We start from the raw sequence: 16,886 nt of genomic DNA on the forward strand, positions 1-16,886 counted from the left end.
GCCCCACCTCTCCGGTCTCGTTCAGCAAGCGGGGATTGGCGATCGCCTGAACTGCGGACAAGGTGTCGAAGTCATCCTGCGCCACACCCTCAAGGAGAGGGGTCGGCGGAAACTTCGAGCTCACCAGCCGCCGAGCCTGGCGCGGCCCGGCCAGCAGCCGGGGTAGCGCCGCCGCATCGCGCGGCAATGCGTCGGTACGTTTCGAGGGCCGACATGAAGTCGCCCTGCTCCATGATTTCAAGCGGACTACGGCCCAGGAAGAAGGCGTTGTGGTTGCGCATTCCCATGAAGCCGTACACGTTTTCGGGGTTGTCGAAGACCGTGGCGAGCCCCGCGTGAATGTTCAGAACGATGCTGACGCGGGTGAGATGATCGTCCTCGAGACTCACCACCTCACCGCGTTTGACACGCGAATACGTGATTCTTGCGATGCGAAGGATTGCCAGCGTCTGTTCCGTGGATGCCCCCCATTTTTCAAGGATGGCAACCGCAGTCCGCAGAGCTGTCGCCTTCTGCGCGTTGTTGGGTGCAAGATCGGCGTCCGACGGGGCAATCGGCTCACGGCCAGTGCCCTCCACCTGCGGGGCGGCGATTGACAAACGACCTAGTTGGCGCCCGCGACGGCATTGTAGTCGATCACCTCAAACGGATCGCGGAACTCCCCTGCCCCGACACGCCGGCGCATCTGGAGCACGGCCTCGCGGAACTGCGACACGCTCGGCCCGCCACCACCATTGCCGCCGGCGAATCCGTAGGCCTTGAGGCCGATCAGCCGAAAGCGCTGGGTCTCGAGCAACGTGCCCTCGCGGCGCGCCCGATCAGCACCGTCGAAGTTGTTGATGATGCCAAAGACCGGTGAGCCCGAGGCGCCCGGCGCGCCGCGACAGCCATGCTGGACATGGGTCGGGTGGCGCACGCTCTCACCGCGACAGCCCCAGTGCAACGACTGAAAGCGGCCGTCGTTCAAGTCCCCGGAATGACCGGAGAGCGCAATCTCGCCTTCAAAGCCATCACCGGTCTCGAGATAGTCATCGCCGAGAAAATCCCGCACGCTCGGCATTGCGGTGAGCGGCCGGCGCTGCCAGTCAAACGCCCGGTAGCGCCAGCCCGCACTGCGCGGCAGGCGCGGGTGGTAGGCGAGGCGCAGCACCGCCCAGTCGTCCGCCCAGCGCTCGAACTCCGGCGGGCTCGCATACTGCGCGCGCCACCACTCCGAGCGATCGCCTCCGGAGAGAATCACCTGGGTCACCGGCACCGAGACCATGGTGTGCAGGTCATTGAAGACAACCCTGGCGCTGCCAAGCCCTCCACGCAGATTGCCGCGCTCGTCGGTCACGCAGTGCGCATTGGTGACGACGATCTGCGTCTCGATCAGGCTCGCCGTGCAGTGGCCGTCGGCGGTGACAAACCGCGCCGTGGTCGTAAAAAGCCCAACGGAGGGAATGATCACCATGCGCGTGCCATCCCCACTGACGGTGTTCTCCCCGACCACCCGGGCGACCTGATCGGCGCTGCGCGACCCGGAGCGGGCAATGGAGTTGGCGAGTTGGCCGACGTTGCTGACGGCCTCACGCGCCTGCTCCGGCTCCAGATAGCCGCGCTGCTCGCCGACAATGGCGAGCGCGACCCCACCGAGTGCGAAAGCGCCAGCGGCGATCTCCCGGCCGCGATTGGCCTGTCGGTCGGCGCGCTCACGCAGCCTGACATGGTCACGCTCACTGCCCGCGAGCACCTGCAGGTTGTATGCGTACATGTCCCGCGCCCGCAGGGCGTACTCATCACCCTCGTACCCCGGGCCACGCACCAGCCCCAGGTAGGCAAAGCTCATCGCTCCCCACGAGGTAAAGGCATACTGGCGGGAGTCGAGATAGGCGTTCGCGTAGTCCTCCGCGGGGAGATCATCCGGCACCAGCCGCTTTCTGCTGTCCCAGCCGAAGCTCTTGGCAATCCGGTAATTGTCACTCCACGGGGACATGAGGTCATAGTAGGCCATCCGCCAGGCCTCCAGCGCCTCGGCGTTGCGGTACGCCTGCCAGAACACCGAAAGCTGGCGGTCCATGGTGCGCGTGACCTCGGGGTGCGGTGTATGGATGACAGGCGCCTTGCCAGACGAGGCGCAGCCAGCAAGCACAAGCGCACCGAGGCCAATCACGGCGATCCGCGCCAGCAAACCACCACCACCTCTGCCCGGAGAATTGCCCATCACACCCACCCAGTCTTGTTATTCGCTGCACACCCTTCGCCACTGTCGCTGCAAGGCGTGCGCTCGCGCCACCCTCAAATGGGGGGGAGTTGCGCCCAGACACCCCCCGATCGTCCCGCGGGCGGTGGCCTCCTGGTGGACAAGCCACCCACCGGGGGTAGACTGGGCACTCAACTTCGGCGACGGGCAGCAAAACGGGTGGCAGAGCAACAGGACAGCGCGCTGGGACACTGCCCCTGGGATCATGAACGGGTGATCCCTCCCCTCCCCCTTGGAGGTGACGGGGCGCTTCGCTCCCGGGATGCGCCGACCATCGCCGCCGACAACGATCTCGAGGCCGTCGCCAGCTGGCTGAACGAGGTGCGCGAGAACCGCAACACCCATGCCGCCTACCGAAAGGAGGCCGAGCGGCTACTGCTCTGGGCGGCGGAGACCCGCGGCAAGGCGCTCTCAGCACTTCTCGCCAACGACTACAGCGACTACTTCGATTTCGTCCTCGACCCCAGGCCCCGGGCGCGCTGGGTGGCGCAGCGCCGGGTCTCGAGAAGCCATCCGGACTGGCGCCCATTCCTCGGGCCACTCAGCGAGGCGAGCCGCGCCCAGGCGAGGGCCATCATCAATGGCCTGCTCTCCTACCTGGTGAGCGTCTCCTACCTGCGCACCAACCCGCTGGCAAGCGCCAGGGGCAAGAGCCGCGCGAGCAGCCGGCGCACCGCAAGCCGCATCGAGCGCTTCCTCGGGCCCGATGCCATCGATGCCGTACTCCGCCACATCGATGCCATGCCCACCGGGCGTGTCCTGGAAGAGGACCGTCGCGAGCGCGCCCGCTGGATCTTCACCTTCCTGCGCGATGCCGGCGCCCGCGCGTCCGAGGCGGTCAGCCACACCATGGGCAGTATCCAGCCCGATCGCGAGAGCGGCGGCGAGTTCTGGACCTGGCAGGTCCGCGGCAAGGGCGACAAGGAGGCCCAGGTGCCACTCGCCGCGCAGACCATGGAGGCGCTCGGCGCCTACCGCGCCCACCTCGGACTCCCCGCCCTGCCCCAGCCAGGCGAGCGCACGCCGCTCATCTGCCGGCTGCGCGGCGCAGGCCGCATGCGCCAGTCATTGACGCGCGCAGCCCTCTTCCGGATCGTCAAGGACATCTTCCGTGACACCGCGACCGCCGTCCGCGCCGCGCGCCCCGAGCTTGCCGAGCAGCTCGAGAGCGCCTCCACCCACTGGATGCGCCACACCTCCATCACCGAACTCGCACAGGCCACCGGGGATCTGCGCGTCGTCCAGCGCTTCGGGCGCCACAACGACGTGCGCACCTCCATGCGCTACATCCATACTCTCGACCGAGAGGTCTTCGCAGCCGTCTCCCGCCGCGCCAAGGCGCTCAAGCAAAAGTCCTGAGCACCTATCCACAGAACCTGTGGGAAAGCCTGTGGATAACTGCCACCGGGGGCCCCTAACTCCATGACGCTCCGGCACGGCGTATTGGATTGGCCAAAAAATCATCACTTGCTTGCAATAATTACAAAAACAACGGCTTATCAGTAACTTGAGAAAGCGCCTTCGCGCCAGCAACAGGGCAGCCCTGCCGCCTTGCGGCCGCGGCCCTCGCCGCCCCGTGTCCGAATTGCTGGCCTGTGCGAAGCCTCCCCCCCTGGTCACCCGGGGCCTCGCCGATTGGCACGGCGTCCGGTCGGGGTATCGGGAACAATAGATAACGGTCTATTAGTCGTTTGTCAAAGGCGTCAGCGAGAGCCTGGCGACGAGAAGAACAGCGCCGTCGGGGCCGAGGATGGCGCCAAGAGCACGGCGCCGGCCGTCAGCACCAGGGCGCAGACTCGCCGTCGCGAGCACGATCGACAGCGTGGTGCCGCCGGCGAGGCGCGCGAGGGCGCCGTGATCAGCAATGCAGTCATGTGCGACGTAGACCTGGGGGGTGCGCGTATGCTCAAGCCCCTCCCCCCGGGCCTGCTCGATCAGCGCCCGCGAGAAAAGCGCGGCGAGCGCCATGGCCGGGACCCGCGCAACCCGCGCGCCGGCCGGTCGCTGGGCGGCTCGCCCACTGCCGGCAAGGATCTGGCGAAGCCGCGGCTGGCAGAGCGTGGTGGCGCCTTGCCAGCGCGCCTCCCCGCCAGCGGCGAGCGCGACCCCCTCCTCCCAGAGCGCGGCGTCAGCTGTCAGCGCAGTGATCCCACCGCGAAGCAGCAGCCCACCCGCGCCACGTACGCACAATCGATGGCCATGACCGCCGGGGGCAGGCTTCGCCGTCACCGAGAAGCGCGCGCCGGCGAGAATCGGCTGCACATAGGAGAACTGATAGCGCCAGAGCCCGGTGGGGATGACCCTGCCCTGTTCCGCGCAGAGCTGCTCACAGAGGAGTGCGGCCTGGAAGCCGAGTGCCACCGGCGCGCCAAACCCCCCACCCGGCACCGCCTGGTGGCGACGCGGGTCATGCAACGGGTTGTCATCGCGCCCGCCGGCGCGGGCCTGATCGATCGCCCCCTGGTGAAAGACGTGGGTCGCCTCGAAGCCGCGTACCGCGGGCAAAGCCCCTGCCCCACCCTCTGCTATTACACACTCCATGACTGCCCTCCCTGGCAGCGGCAATGGCAGAAAGACCACCGGCGGTTCGCCGCCGGCCGTGCCTTTCCTGATCGATTGGGTTAATATAGCGTTAATTAAATGCCGGTGGCAAGCCCCGGCCAAAGGAGTCCAGCATGGAACCACTTGCCCATGGCGTTGGCATCATCGCCCTCATTGTCAGTCTCGTGGCCCTCTCCCGGTCAGATAATCGCGGCCTGCTCTGGTGGATGGCGGCGGCATCACTGCTCTGGGCGATGCACCTCGGGGCGCTCGGGGCATTCAGTGGGGCGCTGATGGCGCTGATCGCGATCCCCCGGCAGATCCTGACCGAGCAGGCCCGCGCCCTTGGCGCCTGTCGCCGAACGCGGCTTCTGATCGCGGCGACCTGCACGCTCATGATACTCGGCGCGGCAGCCTACACGGTGGGCAGCCTGGTCGATGCCCTGCCGGTGGCAGCGCTGCTGCTCATCACCTGGATCCATCTCTTCACCCGTGGCATCCCCTTCCGGGCGAGCTTTGTCCTCGGCAACCTGCTCTATCTCGGCTACGCGCTTGCGATCGGCTCGCTCACCCTCGCCCTCGCCACACTCTTCACGCTGGCCGCGCTCGCCGTCGGCATCCAGCGCATGCACCGCGCGCAGTCTCGTGGGGAGCGCATCGACTACGGCGAACCAGCACCCCGCCCCCGCCCATGACGGCAGCAAAAAACCCCCGCCGGGCGCAGGCCGGGCGGGGGTTTTATTGATTGCTCCGGACTATCCGGAGGGGTCGGCGCGTGTGTGGCGGTGCCCGCCTAGCGCGAGAACTGCCGATCGAGCGCCTCGTCCTGCCAGAGATAGCCGAGCACCAGGCCGGCTGCGAGCGAGACCAGATGCACCTCGGTCGCGTAGTTGCCCTCAAGGCCGATCGCCCAGATCTCCGCCATCACGAAGAAGGAGACGATGAACGGCACGAAGAACGCCCAGATCCGGCTGCCGAGGCAGAAATAATAGGCGAGCATCAGGCCAAAGAAGAAGTAGGCGACACCGCTCGCCCCCATCAGCATCCCGTCGCGCAGCACCAGCACCAGCAGGCCGCAGATAACGCTTGTGGCGAGCGCATAGCGCAGCACAAGGCGGGTGCCAAAGCGCACCTCCGCCCGCGGCGCAAAGGCGCAGAGCGCCGCCGCGTTGACAAACCAGTGGCTGAACTCCGCGTGCCCCAGCGGGTAGAGCAGCACGCCGAGCGCAAGCGCAATCGGCGACTCGGACTGGGTGTTCAGCAAAAAGCCATAGGGCGTTAGCCCCGCCCAGTAGATCACCGTGATCGCGGTGATAAAGAGCAGGCTGAAGTTCCAGTCAATCAGGTCGACAACACGCACCCCTCCTCGCACGATGGGTTCCTCTGGTCACTGTGCCAGGCCGCTTGTCGGCCCCCGCCCTGCCCGCTCCTGCACAGGCCACGGCTGCACGTTTCATTTATTATAACGGTGATATTATCAATTGTCAAGCATCACCAGGCGAGCGGCATTGTCTGGTATAATATCGGGAGAATAATAAAGGAGGCAGACATGCACCGCTACCAGAGCGTTGACCAGGCGAGCGGCCGGGTCGAGCACCACCACGGCTACTCCGCGGCCATCGCCGAGGCGCTTGGCAGCGACGCGGCCTACGACTGCATCGATGACATCGGCGATTTCTACCGGGAGGGCTCCTGGGAGATGGCGCGGGTGCTGCGCCGCTGGATCGGGGAGAGTGCGCGGATCATCCAGGTCGGCAACGGCGGTGACCCGCTCGCCCTTGAGCACGTGGCGGTCGCAATTGAGCGCGACGGTGCCGAGACGCTCTATGTCGACATCGACGGGGTTGCCGCGGAGGCGGACTTCCTCGCCAAGTGCACCGCCCGTGGCAGCCACACGCCCTGGATCGGCGACTATGACCAGGCGCTGCTCGAGGAAGTGGGTCTCAAGGTCGCATTCAACGAGGGTGCACTCTACGCGCTGATTCGAACCCGCCTCGGCGCCTTTGATCCGGAGCGACTCGGGCAGCCAGAGCCCGTGGTCCGCGCTGCCACACCCGCGAGCCCGGCAGTGGCAGCGCTCGGCGTCGCGCGCGAGGAGCCCGCCGCCGAGAAGAGCACAGCGCCTGCGAAACAGCGCGGTGACCGGGCGCGCGGTGCAAGCCGTGTCGACGACAGTCAGCTCGCCTTCGCCTTCTGAGCCGCGCAGTCGCGCTGAGAAGGCCGGGACGGGGCGCCGAGACACTGGCGCCCCGTCCGCTCAGTCCACATCCCGCTGGCTTAGCGTCACCGCCGCGTAGCGCATCCAGTGGATGCCGGTGCCAAGCACCCGGTGGCCGGCGCGCTCGAGCACCTCGCAGTAGGCGCGCAGCTGCCCGGCATGGGCCTGGTGGCCGGCGGCGAGATCCTCGCAGACATCCGACTTGTGATCGAGCACCCAGATGCCGGCCGCGGTCTCGGCGAGCAGATCCGACTTGCCATGCACCACGCTGCCGGCCTGGGTGAGCCCGATCACTGGAATCTCCCGGGCAATCGCCTGGGGGGCGAGCGCCTCGCGCAGCCAGCGCTCGAACGCCTCGACACGGCGCACCAGGGCGTCGGCCGCCTCCTCGCCGGCGATCCGCACGGCCTCGGCGCGGGCCTGGGCGGGATCGGCGAGGCGCGGTGCGATCAGCTCGTGGGCGGCGTGGAGGAGCGTTCCGAGCGCAGCCCCCTCGCCCTCGAGCGCCGACGCCTCGCTCGGCATCGGGTAGCGCGCGGTACGCACCGCCGCCACGCCGCCGCGACGGGGTGCTGCATGCACGCTGCTCGGGGTCACCGCATCGGGGGTGAGCGCCGCCGGCGCCTCGAAGCGCTCGATAGCGCGCAGGCCGAAGTCCTTCAGTCGCGGCGCCGGCGCCTCATCGGGTAGCGCATCGTCCATCGTCGCGTCGATCACGTGCGCCGGGCAGCGGGTCTCGCCGATCACCACCGCGCTGTCAGCGATCTCGATGCCGCCGCGCTCGGCGAGCAGCGACCAGAGCGACACGCCGCTATGCCCGGCCTTGTAGGCCGGCCACTCGAGCACAAGCTTGTCCCGCGCGCGGGTGAGCGCCACGTAGAGGAGCCTTGCGGTCTCCGCCTCCCGCGCCACCTGGAGCGGCTCGGTGAAGCGCGCCTGCGCGCCCTTGTCCTCAAAGCGCGGCGAGAACTCGAGCACCGCCTGCTCGAGCAGGCCGGAGAGATCGGAGAAATCAGCGTAGCCAAGATCAAAGCTCGGCGCGTCGGCCTCGACCTTGTTGGCAAGCCCGCACACGGCCACCACCGGCCACTCGCGGCCCTTGGCGCTATGCCAGGTGGTGAGCTCCACCGCCTCCTCGTCGATGAAGCGCGCGTCGGGCTGGCGGTTCGAGGCAAGATCGCTCTCGATGCGGGTGCGAAGCCAGCCGCGGAAGCTCTGCACGCCATCGCCGAAGAAGCCGGCGCTTGAAAGCGCCTCGCGGGCCTGGCGGCGGTACTCGAACGCCTCGCCCTCGAAGCGCACGATGTTCGCGCGCGCCTGCTCGGCGTCGGGCCAGAGCAGCACGGCGCGGTAGAGCGCGAGTGCGCCGATCGCCGCACTGACCACCGCCTCCACCGTGGCATCGCGACTGATGCGCTCGCGCACCGCATCGAGCCGCTCAAGCACCGGGCTCCTCACGCCCCCGCTTGTCGCGAGCGCCGCAAGCCCCTCCTCGAGGGTGAGCGAGCCGAGCTCGGTCACCGCCAGGTAGAGTGCGGCGTGGCGGTCGCCGGGCTCGGCGAGGTAGGCGAGCGCGTGGTCGATGATCTGCACCACCCGCGACTCGAACCAGTGCTGCTGGGGCAGGCGCACGCGAATGCCAAACGCGCGCAGCACCTCGGCGTAGACCTGGAGCTGGCGGTGGCGCGGGCAGAGCACGGCAATGTCGGAGCCACGCAGCCGCCGCTCCACCCCGCTCTTGCGGTCAACCACGCGGGCATCGGGGTCGTCGAGCAGCTCCTTTAGGCGCTCGGCGGTGTTGCGCGCATGGCAGACATCGGCGCTCACGCCGCGGGCGAGCTTGCCGCTGAAGCAGATGACGTCGAGCGCACCGAGATGGCTGGTCGAGGCCTTCGGGGTGAGCGCCTGGTAGTCCTCGCCGAAGAGCGAGGCGCCAACCGCGTTGACGAAGTCCATGATCCGAGGCTGGGAGCGCCAGTTGTTGGTGAGCGGTGTCACCTCGGCGCCGGCGTTCTTGATGAGCGCATCGAAAAGCCGCGCATCCCCGCCCTGGAAGCCCATGATCGCCTGCTTGATGTCGCCGACGATCAGCGCCGGCAGGCCCACCTGGGCAAGCTGCCAGAGGAGCGAGAACTGAATCGGGCTCGTGTCCTGGAACTCATCGATGATCAGACAATCGTAGCGCGCGCGGATCGCCTCGCGGATGTCCTCGCGCTCGGCGAGCAGGGTGTTGGCAAGCACGATCATGTCGGCGTAGTCGATCAGCCCCGTCTGCTGCTTGTCGTGGGCGTAGTGATCGAGCGCCTCCTGGCTCGCGCCAATGAGTCCCGCGCACTGGGTGAGCGCATGGGCAAGCGGCCCGGGGTGCTCGCCAAGCCGCGCCGCGGCCGCCTCGACCGCCTCTGCGAGCGCATCATAGCCCTCCGGCATGGGATTGCCGCGCTTGCTCTTTCGCAGCGACTGGAGGCCCTTCCAGAGGCGGAAATCGCGCGCAAGCACACCGGGCTCGGCCGCGCGGCGCAGGCCCTGGTAGTCGCGGCGCAACTCCCGCTCGGCGGTGGGGCTGTTGCCGAGCGACTCAAGACTCTCGGGGAACTCGGCAAGCAGCGCGCTGACCGCCGCGCGCAGCGCCCCGGTCAGCGCCTCGCCATCGGCCGCCGCGCCGTAGCGCGCGGTGATCCAGTTGGCGGCATCGCCCTGCACGGCCGCATCGCGGCCCCGCGCGCCGATGTAGCGAAGGCGCGTGATGACGGTGCGCAGGTGATCGCGGAAGATCTCCTCAGGCCCCTTGCCCGTGCCCGGGTTGTAGGTGTAGCCAAAGGCGGAGAGATTGTCGGTGATCTCCCGCGCCCGGTCGGTGCGGGCGAGCGAGCGGCGGATCAGGACGTCCGCCTCGTCGTTGGTGAGCAGCCTTGGCAGCGGCGAGATACCCGCCTCGAAGGCGTACTCCTTGATCACCCGAAGGCCAAAGCCGTGGATGGTGGTGATGCACGACTCCTCCAGGCGTAGCGCGTCCTCCAGGCGCCCGGCACCAAGGAGCTGGGAGCGGATGCGCTCGCGAAGCTCGGCGGCGGCCGCCTCGGTGAAGGTCACCGCGATAATCCTGTCCGGCGCCACCGCGCCCGACTCGAGCCAGGCGCCGAGCGTCTGCTGGATGGTGTAGGTCTTGCCCGACCCGGCGCCGGCGGGCACCACGCGTAGTCTGCTCTCGATGCTCATGCGTCCTCCGTCTGGGCGGGCTGCGAGAAGAGTTCAATCAGTGGCGAGGCGCCAAGGGCGTAGGGCTTGATGCCCGTGGCCCGCTCGATCGCCTCGGCGTCGCCCTCGACATTCATCGCCAGCGTGCCGCTGCGAAGGGCGTCAAAGCGCTCGAGCAGCGCCTGAATGGCGGCTGCGCTGACGTCCTCCTCGACACCCGTCCACTCGGCAAGGTTGCTGCCAGGGGGCGCGGGGCGATCGGAGATCAGGCGCTCGTCCTCGAGCGTGTAGTAGGCAACCCCCACCGCGCCGGGGTCGATGCCGCGAAGCCCCTCCGGGCGGTCAGCCTCCGCCATCTGGCCAAGCAGCCGGCGGTAGAGCGGCGTCTGGATGTCATAGCCACGGGTCATGCGATCCTCCCAGGAGCGCTGCCGCGAGCGCTTGTAGTCAACGACAAAGACCCCCGCGCCGGGCAGGGCAAGCAGGCAGTCGGCGTCGCCGAGCATCGGCACGCCGTCGAACTCGCCACGAAGCCGCGCCTCGGCACCGACCACCGTCGCGCCCAGGCTCTCCAGCATGCGCCGCCAGGCGAGCGCGGCACGGGTGAGCTCGGTGACCATGTGGCGGCGCTCGACCTCCCAGTGGTCGCTCGCGATGAACGGCGCCTCGGCACCGATCGCCGCGGTGAGATAAAGACGCACCAGATCGGGGATCTCCGAGGCTGTCGGCAGCGCGAGACCCGGGCGGAAGAGCCGATCGAAGACCGCGTGGGCGAGCGTGCCGCGCTCGCGCCCGGCAAGCCCCTCGGCCTCCCAGAGAATCGGCAGCGCACCCAGGCGGCGGAGCGTCCAGGCGAGCGGCGAGACGATCAGGGTCTCGGCACTGGTCGGTGTTTCGTTCTTCGGCCCGCGCCGCCCGGGCAGGGACGGATCCAGCAGATCGACGCCGAGCGAGACAAAGGACTCGCGCGCAAGCACCGGGGCGCGCACCTCGGCGGCCCCGGCAAGCGGCAACATGGCAAGACGCGCCCGGTCCTCGGCGGCATCGATGTCGAGCACCAGGGGCTCGCCGGCCGGGTCGATCAGGTCCTTGAGAAAATCGAGCGAGGCCGACGGCGAGAGTGTCTCGCCGGTGCGAGAGAGCCGCGGCATCAGGCAGGTCAGCGTATCGCGGCAAAGCCGCAGGTGGCGCAGGAAGCGCCGGCGGTGCTGCTCGACGAAGACCCGCGGCGTTGGCATGTCGAGACCCCCGACGCGCTCAAGCGCGGCCAGCTCCTCGGGGTGGAAGACCGGCGACTGCGGCACCTCCACGGGGTAGTGGGTCTGGGAGAAGCCGAGCACGAAGAGGTGGCGCACGCCGCGCCAGGGCTCGTAGCCCTCGAGCGAGACGGTGATGCCCTCGAGGTTGTAGTCATAGTCGGCCTCAAGCGCCACCACCCCCGGGCGGGTCAGGGCCTGGAGCGCGGGGAAGTCCGGCGCGGCGAATTCGTCCGCATCGCCAAGCGCACTGATCAGCATGTTCGCCGTCTCCCGGGCGCGCTCGATGTGCACGGCCTGGTAATCACCCGGGGCGAGCAGCGCCACGAAGCGCTCGAGCATGCCGGCCAGGCCGCCGTTGGTGCGCTCGGCGCTTGAGAGCATGCGCACCACCTCGGCACTTTTCACGTCAAGCTCGGCCAGTTCCGGATAGCGAAGCCGCCCGGCCATCACCGACTGCGCCAGATCCCGCCCGCGGGCAGCCCCCCAGGGCATGAGCGGCGAGGCGTAGAGGGCGGCGAGCGCCATGCGCGGTGCCGGCGCATCGCGACAGGAGAGAAAGAGCGAGAGCGCCTCGCGGCCAAGGTCCCGGGCGTCGGTTGCCCGCGGCAGACCGGAGAGGGGCAGCCCGGCGTCGGAGAATACCTCACGCACCACCTCGACGTACTCGCCAAGCGGTGGCAGCAGCAGCCCGATCTCCGAGCGCTTCAGCAGCGGGTTCACCGAGAGCAGGCGCTGCGCCATGCCGGCGGCAACCTCCGCCTCCTCGCGGCTGTCGCGAACGCCAACGCAGCGCACGCTGCCATCACTCGGTGCCGCCTGCGCGCCGGGGTGGTAGAGCGAGCGCTGGACATGGGCAAGTGCACTGCCCTCCTCGGCAAGCGCCGGGGCGCCGGCGAACTCAGAGAGCATCATCACCGCGAGTGCCGAGGGCGACATCGACTCGCCGGCGTCCGCGTTCAGGCGAGCGATCAGCGCCCGCTGCCAGCCGTCGATCTCCGGATAGGCGTCCATGGCGTAGACCCGGATTCTGCGCGACGGCGGCAGCGTGCTCGCCAGCACACCGCGAATACTGCGGTAATCGACTGGCAGGAATTCCCCAAGATCTGCAAGGAGCTGCGACAACTCATTAAAGTGCCTTGTGACCCGCGACGCGAGCCCCTCGGGGGCTGGCTGCGGCCACACGGTGTCAGGACTGTGGGCGGCGAGCATCCAGCGCAGCGCCTGCTCGACCACCCGCGCGACCTCCTCGGGCGCGGCGTGCACGCTCTGCGCCCAGAACGCCGCATCATCGGCGAGCAGCGCCTGGAGCAGCCGCTCCCGCCAGGCCGACTCCGGCGGCAGGTCAACGCCGTAGGCGCGCCGGGCAAGCTCCAGGAGCTCCATCCAGCTCCCGGCCACAAGGCCGACCCCGCCACCGCGCTCGGCGAGATAGCGCCGGCCGCGGCGGGCCGACGGCGGATCGGGCAGCAGGACGAAATGCAGATCGTTTGACAGTACCATGAGTCCCTCCAGCAAGCCCTGACTATAGCATAATCAATTTGATTTGTCATTATTTAAAAGACCCGCCACGACATTATTTAATTGTTTCTATTTTATTGTTGACTTGTACGGCCTGCGCTGGTAGACTTTAGGCAATCGGGACGGCTGTCTTCACTGGCCGGTCGAGCGAGCCCACGGTGTCCGCAGCATTCCGCGGCGGCATCATCATCTTTGGAGATAGAGCACTATGGCACGTGGAATCAACAAGGTCATTTTGGTAGGAAACCTGGGCGCCGATCCGGAAGTGCGTCATGGCACCAACAACAACATGATTGCCAATGTTCGCCTGGCGACCACCGACAGCTGGCGCGACAAGCAGTCCGGCGAGCAGCAGGAGCGCACCGAATGGCACCGCGTGGTGTTCTTCGGCAAGACCGCCGAGGTGGTCTCGCAGTACCTTGTGAAGGGCTCGAAGATCTACGTCGAGGGCCGGTTGCAGACCCGCAAGTGGCAGGGTCAGGACGGTCAGGACCGCTACACCACCGAGATCGTCGGCAACGACATGCAGATGCTCGACGGCCGTAACGAGAACGCCGCACCGCGTCCGCAGGCCGCTGCCCCGCAGAACCAGGGCCAGCAGCCGCAGCAGCCGCCGGCGCAGTACCAGCAGCCTGCCCCGCAGGCACCTGCCCAGGGCTACCCGCAGCAGGCTCCGGCCCAGGGCTACCCGCAGCAGGCTCCGGCCCAGGGTTATCCGCAGCAGGCACCCGCTGCCGCACCGGCCGCAGCCCCGGCTGGCTACGACAACAACCTGCCGCCAGCCGCCGATTACACTGACGATATACCATTCTGACACAATGACTTACAGGACTTTAGTCATAGTTTAGATTAAGTTTCCGGGGGGCGCAAGCTCCCCGGATTTTTTTGTTCGGCAGGGGGCTCGAGGCGGGTGCCTGACCCGGCAGGGGCGCCCGGCAGGTGGCGGCGCAGGAAGGCGGCGATGACATCGCCATGGCAGGGCCGCGGGTGGCAGTGGCAGACGAGCACCAGGTCCTCGCCGGCGCGAAGCCGCCTGAAAAGACCCACCATCGCAGAGCGCACCGGGCCCGGGCGCGTAACCGCCGCCTCCAGCCACTCGGCATAGCGCCAGATCACCGCCGAGCGGCAGCCATCCCGGCCAATCACAAACGGATTGCCAAGCGCCCCAGGGCGCCCGATGTAGTCCCCAACATCCCCCCGATGCCTGTTCCCCACCCGTACCGAGCCGCCCATGCCACCTCCCCGCTTGACCGATAATAATAACCTTTTTATTATTTAAATGTCGCCCTTGCTCGATGGAGAAGTGGCGATGACACCATGACTTGCTTGCAACCAATAAGGAGTCTCTACCATGACAACCACAATCCCCACCCCGGCCTCCCGTGCTGGCGGCGTACTGCTTGACGGCGGCCGCCTGGTGCCGATGATGCTGCGCTCGGCGATCGGCTTTGCCGACGACATCGAGGACGCCTTCGGTGGCCTCGGCAAGGCCGGCACCTATCCGCCCTATGACATCATCCGCGAGGAGTCGGCCTACCGCATCGACATCGCGGTGGCGGGCTTCCGAGAAGAGGATCTCGAGATCGAGGTAAGCGGCGCCCGGCTGCGGGTGAGCGGCCGCGGACAGAAGGGCCAGGAGCTCTCCCGCCAGCACCAGGGCATCGCCCGGCGCGACTTCATCCTCGACTTCCGTCTCGGCCGCCACGTCCAGGTGACAGGTGCGAGCCTTGCGCTTGGCATCCTCAGCGTCGCCCTCACCCGGGAGATCCCGGAGAGCGAGCGGCCGCGGCGGATCAGCATCGCTGCGCCAGGCCCCGAAGGCGTGGCGGGCAAGGCCAGCGAGGCCTAGCCCGCCGGCGCACCCGGGTCGCCACCGGCGGCCCGGGGCGCGCCCGAAGGCCCCGCGGTGGCTGCCGGCCCGTGTAGGCCGCAGGCGGCGAGAAGCCTTGCCACCGGCAGCCCCCGGTCGCGGGCAAGAAGCGCGAGCCAGGGGTCGGCCGAGCGGCCCGGCCAGGCAAGCGCCTGCGGCGACAGGCACTCGATCCGGCAGCTCCAGTCAAAATCAAGCGGCAGCGCCTCCACCGCGATCATCGCGTCCCACTCCGCTTCGCCCGGCGAGAGCTCAAGCACCAGCCCCAGATGGCGCTCGGCCGGCCCACTGCCAGGCAGCAGGCGCAGGCCGTGAAGCCGCGCACCGAAGGCGCGCCGCAGATGCGCGCACACGCCCGCTATCCGCGGCGCATCGGCGCGTAGCGCCTCGATCCGGGGGGCAGGGGGCAGGAGGCGGGCGAGGGCCTGCTCAAGCACCTGCGGCGCGCGATCGCTGCCTAGCGCCGCGGCACGGCTCACTGCCGGGGCGCCAGACGCAAGCGGGGCACGCAGCCAGGTCCGCACCGCCCAGGGCGGCAGACTCTCAGTGAGCGCGAGGTGCACGAAGTGCGGCATGCAGAGCACCGCCGCGCGGCGCGCCAGGCGCCGGTGGAGCCCGGCACCGCCACAGCGCTCGCAGGTAACCGCCGCCTCGGCCTGCGCAGCCGTGACCAGCGCACCCACCAGATCCCGCTCCCCGGCCTCAAAGGCGACCCGCAGGCACCCGTAGGCCGCATCGAGCCGCGTGAAGCGTGCACCACCGGCCGCCTCGGTCGCGCAAAGCAGCCGGTCAGAAAGGCCATGCCAGCCCCGTGGCAGCCCCGCGAAGCCCCGCCCTGACAAGGCGCTTAGCTGGCGGGCATGACGAAGCGCAAGGCGTGCCGCGGTGGCGGGAGGACGCGCGGTGTGGGGTCGTGTGGCGAGGGGCATGCGGGCTCATCTCTCGGGAAACCCGCACAGTGTAGCGCCGCGCCCGGGGTGAGGCGAGCGCCGGACTAGCGGCGCTCGATGCGGATGCGCCGCTCCCCGCCCGAGGAGGCATCACCCACGGCAAGCGTGATCGCGCTGCCACGCTCAAGGCGGAGCAGGTGGCGGTAGACCTCCTCGCGCTGCACCGGGCGGTGACTCCACTGCGTCATCCGTCCGGACTCGATCTGGCGCACCCGCGGGGTCGCCGCCCGGCTCATGACCCGCCAGCGCACCAGGAAGGCATCGGCACCCTCCTCCGGGAGCGCGGCAACCTCCACCCGATGGCCCTCGCTGAAGTACTCGTGGACAAAGCGCGCATTGCCAGCACCGTGGGGGGCGAGATCCCGGCCACGCAGGTGGCGCTCGGCGAGCGAGCTCACCACCGCGACGCGATCGCCCTCCAGGCAGCCTTGCCCGGAGAAGGAGAGCGTCGGATCGACGCCATCATCGATGGCAATCCGGAAGCAGGCATCCGCAGCCGCACCACCCTCCTCCGAGGCCTTGGCGACAAGCGGAGAGGCGGTGCAAAGCAGCGTAGCCAGCACGGCCACCAGGGGAAAGCGCATCGGCATCGGGTCGCTCCAGGAGTTTATTTATTTAATGCTATAATAAGTTATGGCGCGCGGCCCGGCAAGTGCGCGGGATACCATTGACAGCAAAATAAAAAAAGGGCATAATAAATGAGCACTGAGCAGGTTTCGCTAGTCTCCGGCCAGGGTGAGCGCCGCGGCCTGTCGCATCTGAGCGAGGGGCTCGCGCCGCTCTACCAGATCAACGACAAGCGAACGGCGCTGCGCTACTTCCGCATGCGTGTCGAGGTGGCCATGGCCGACGGGCGCAGCGAGCGCGAGGCGGTTGCCGCCGAGCGTGCGCTGATCGAGGGCTTCGCCGCGCAGGCGAGCGAGAAGCTCCGGGCAACGCTGATCGGCGATGCCGAGCGCCCCGGCGCCTTCGACTTTGATCTCTTCGCCGAGATCTTCACCGATGCCCGCAAGGCAAGGCAGCGCGAGGCGCTGACGGCACATATCACCGGCATGGCGCCCTGAGCGCCACTGCAAGCAGGGGGAAGCGC

The 16,886-nt window shown here is 68.4% G+C and carries 15 protein-coding genes; 6 read left to right on the top strand and 9 right to left on the bottom strand.

The genetic code is table 11. The features are described from left to right. Positions 1-89 precede the first annotated feature (89 nt). The gene (locus J2T57_RS06020) at positions 90-599 is read right to left on the bottom strand and encodes a hypothetical protein (RefSeq protein ID WP_253475788.1); all 510 of its coding nucleotides are present in this window, start codon (positions 597-599) and stop codon (positions 90-92) included. Between the two features lie 5 nt (positions 600-604). Then, positions 605-2,203, bottom strand: a complete 1,599-nt coding sequence (locus tag J2T57_RS06025; RefSeq protein ID WP_253475790.1) for a trypsin-like serine peptidase — start codon at positions 2,201-2,203, stop codon at positions 605-607. Between the two features lie 198 nt (positions 2,204-2,401). Between J2T57_RS06025 and J2T57_RS22380 the strand changes: the two genes are divergently transcribed. Further along, positions 2,402-3,601 carry a tyrosine-type recombinase/integrase gene (locus J2T57_RS22380; protein WP_253475792.1) on the top strand — a complete coding sequence of 400 codons (1,200 nt, stop codon included), beginning with the start codon at positions 2,402-2,404 and terminating at the stop codon, positions 3,599-3,601. A gap of 324 nt (positions 3,602-3,925) precedes the next feature. Here J2T57_RS22380 and J2T57_RS06035 read toward each other — a convergent pair whose 3' ends face one another. Continuing rightward, a complete protein-coding gene (locus J2T57_RS06035) occupies positions 3,926-4,783 on the bottom strand; it encodes a hypothetical protein (protein ID WP_253475794.1) in 858 nt (285 codons plus the stop codon). A 134-nt stretch (positions 4,784-4,917) separates the two neighbouring features. On the opposite strand from J2T57_RS06035, the gene J2T57_RS06040 reads away from it, so the two are divergent. Further along, positions 4,918-5,478, top strand: coding sequence for a YgjV family protein (locus tag J2T57_RS06040; protein ID WP_253475796.1), 561 nt, complete (start codon positions 4,918-4,920; stop codon positions 5,476-5,478). A gap of 98 nt (positions 5,479-5,576) precedes the next feature. Here the strand turns inward: J2T57_RS06040 and J2T57_RS06045 are convergent, their stop codons facing one another. Further along, positions 5,577-6,155, bottom strand: coding sequence for a rhomboid family intramembrane serine protease (locus J2T57_RS06045; protein WP_253475798.1), 579 nt, complete (start codon positions 6,153-6,155; stop codon positions 5,577-5,579). Positions 6,156-6,332: 177 nt separating this feature from the next. Between J2T57_RS06045 and J2T57_RS06050 the strand changes: the two genes are divergently transcribed. Next, positions 6,333-6,980, top strand: a complete 648-nt coding sequence (locus J2T57_RS06050) for a hypothetical protein (RefSeq protein WP_253475799.1) — start codon at positions 6,333-6,335, stop codon at positions 6,978-6,980. A gap of 60 nt (positions 6,981-7,040) precedes the next feature. Here the strand turns inward: J2T57_RS06050 and J2T57_RS06055 are convergent, their stop codons facing one another. Continuing rightward, complete coding sequence (locus J2T57_RS06055; protein ID WP_253475800.1) at positions 7,041-10,220, bottom strand: UvrD-helicase domain-containing protein; 3,180 nt, start codon at positions 10,218-10,220, stop codon at positions 7,041-7,043. Next, on the bottom strand, positions 10,217-12,958 hold the full coding sequence (locus J2T57_RS06060; protein ID WP_253475801.1) for a PD-(D/E)XK nuclease family protein: 2,742 nt from the start codon (positions 12,956-12,958) through the stop codon (positions 10,217-10,219). The genes J2T57_RS06055 and J2T57_RS06060 overlap by 4 nt, the downstream gene beginning before the upstream one ends. A gap of 226 nt (positions 12,959-13,184) precedes the next feature. Between J2T57_RS06060 and ssb the strand changes: the two genes are divergently transcribed. Beyond that, positions 13,185-13,790, top strand: a complete 606-nt coding sequence (gene ssb / locus J2T57_RS06065; RefSeq protein WP_253475802.1) for a single-stranded DNA-binding protein — start codon at positions 13,185-13,187, stop codon at positions 13,788-13,790. 35 nt (positions 13,791-13,825) lie between these two features. Here ssb and J2T57_RS06070 read toward each other — a convergent pair whose 3' ends face one another. Next, positions 13,826-14,209, bottom strand: coding sequence for a DUF4326 domain-containing protein (locus tag J2T57_RS06070; RefSeq protein WP_253475803.1), 384 nt, complete (start codon positions 14,207-14,209; stop codon positions 13,826-13,828). 118 nt (positions 14,210-14,327) lie between these two features. On the opposite strand from J2T57_RS06070, the gene J2T57_RS06075 reads away from it, so the two are divergent. After that, positions 14,328-14,825, top strand: a complete 498-nt coding sequence (locus J2T57_RS06075) for an Hsp20 family protein (protein WP_253475804.1) — start codon at positions 14,328-14,330, stop codon at positions 14,823-14,825. Here the strand turns inward: J2T57_RS06075 and J2T57_RS06080 are convergent. Both J2T57_RS06080 and J2T57_RS06085 read right to left on the bottom strand, forming a co-directional pair. After that, positions 14,822-15,775, bottom strand: a complete 954-nt coding sequence (locus J2T57_RS06080; protein ID WP_253475806.1) for a hypothetical protein — start codon at positions 15,773-15,775, stop codon at positions 14,822-14,824. The genes J2T57_RS06075 and J2T57_RS06080 overlap by 4 nt on opposite strands. A 65-nt stretch (positions 15,776-15,840) precedes the next feature. Beyond that, a complete protein-coding gene (locus J2T57_RS06085) occupies positions 15,841-16,386 on the bottom strand; it encodes a hypothetical protein (protein ID WP_253475808.1) in 546 nt (181 codons plus the stop codon). Positions 16,387-16,494: 108 nt separating this feature from the next. Between J2T57_RS06085 and J2T57_RS06090 the strand changes: the two genes are divergently transcribed. After that, positions 16,495-16,860, top strand: a complete 366-nt coding sequence (locus J2T57_RS06090; protein WP_253475810.1) for a hypothetical protein — start codon at positions 16,495-16,497, stop codon at positions 16,858-16,860. Positions 16,861-16,886: the final 26 nt, after the last annotated feature.

It is taken from the genome of Natronocella acetinitrilica, from assembly GCF_024170285.1.
GTDB lineage: Bacteria > Pseudomonadota > Gammaproteobacteria > Nitrococcales > Aquisalimonadaceae > Natronocella > Natronocella acetinitrilica.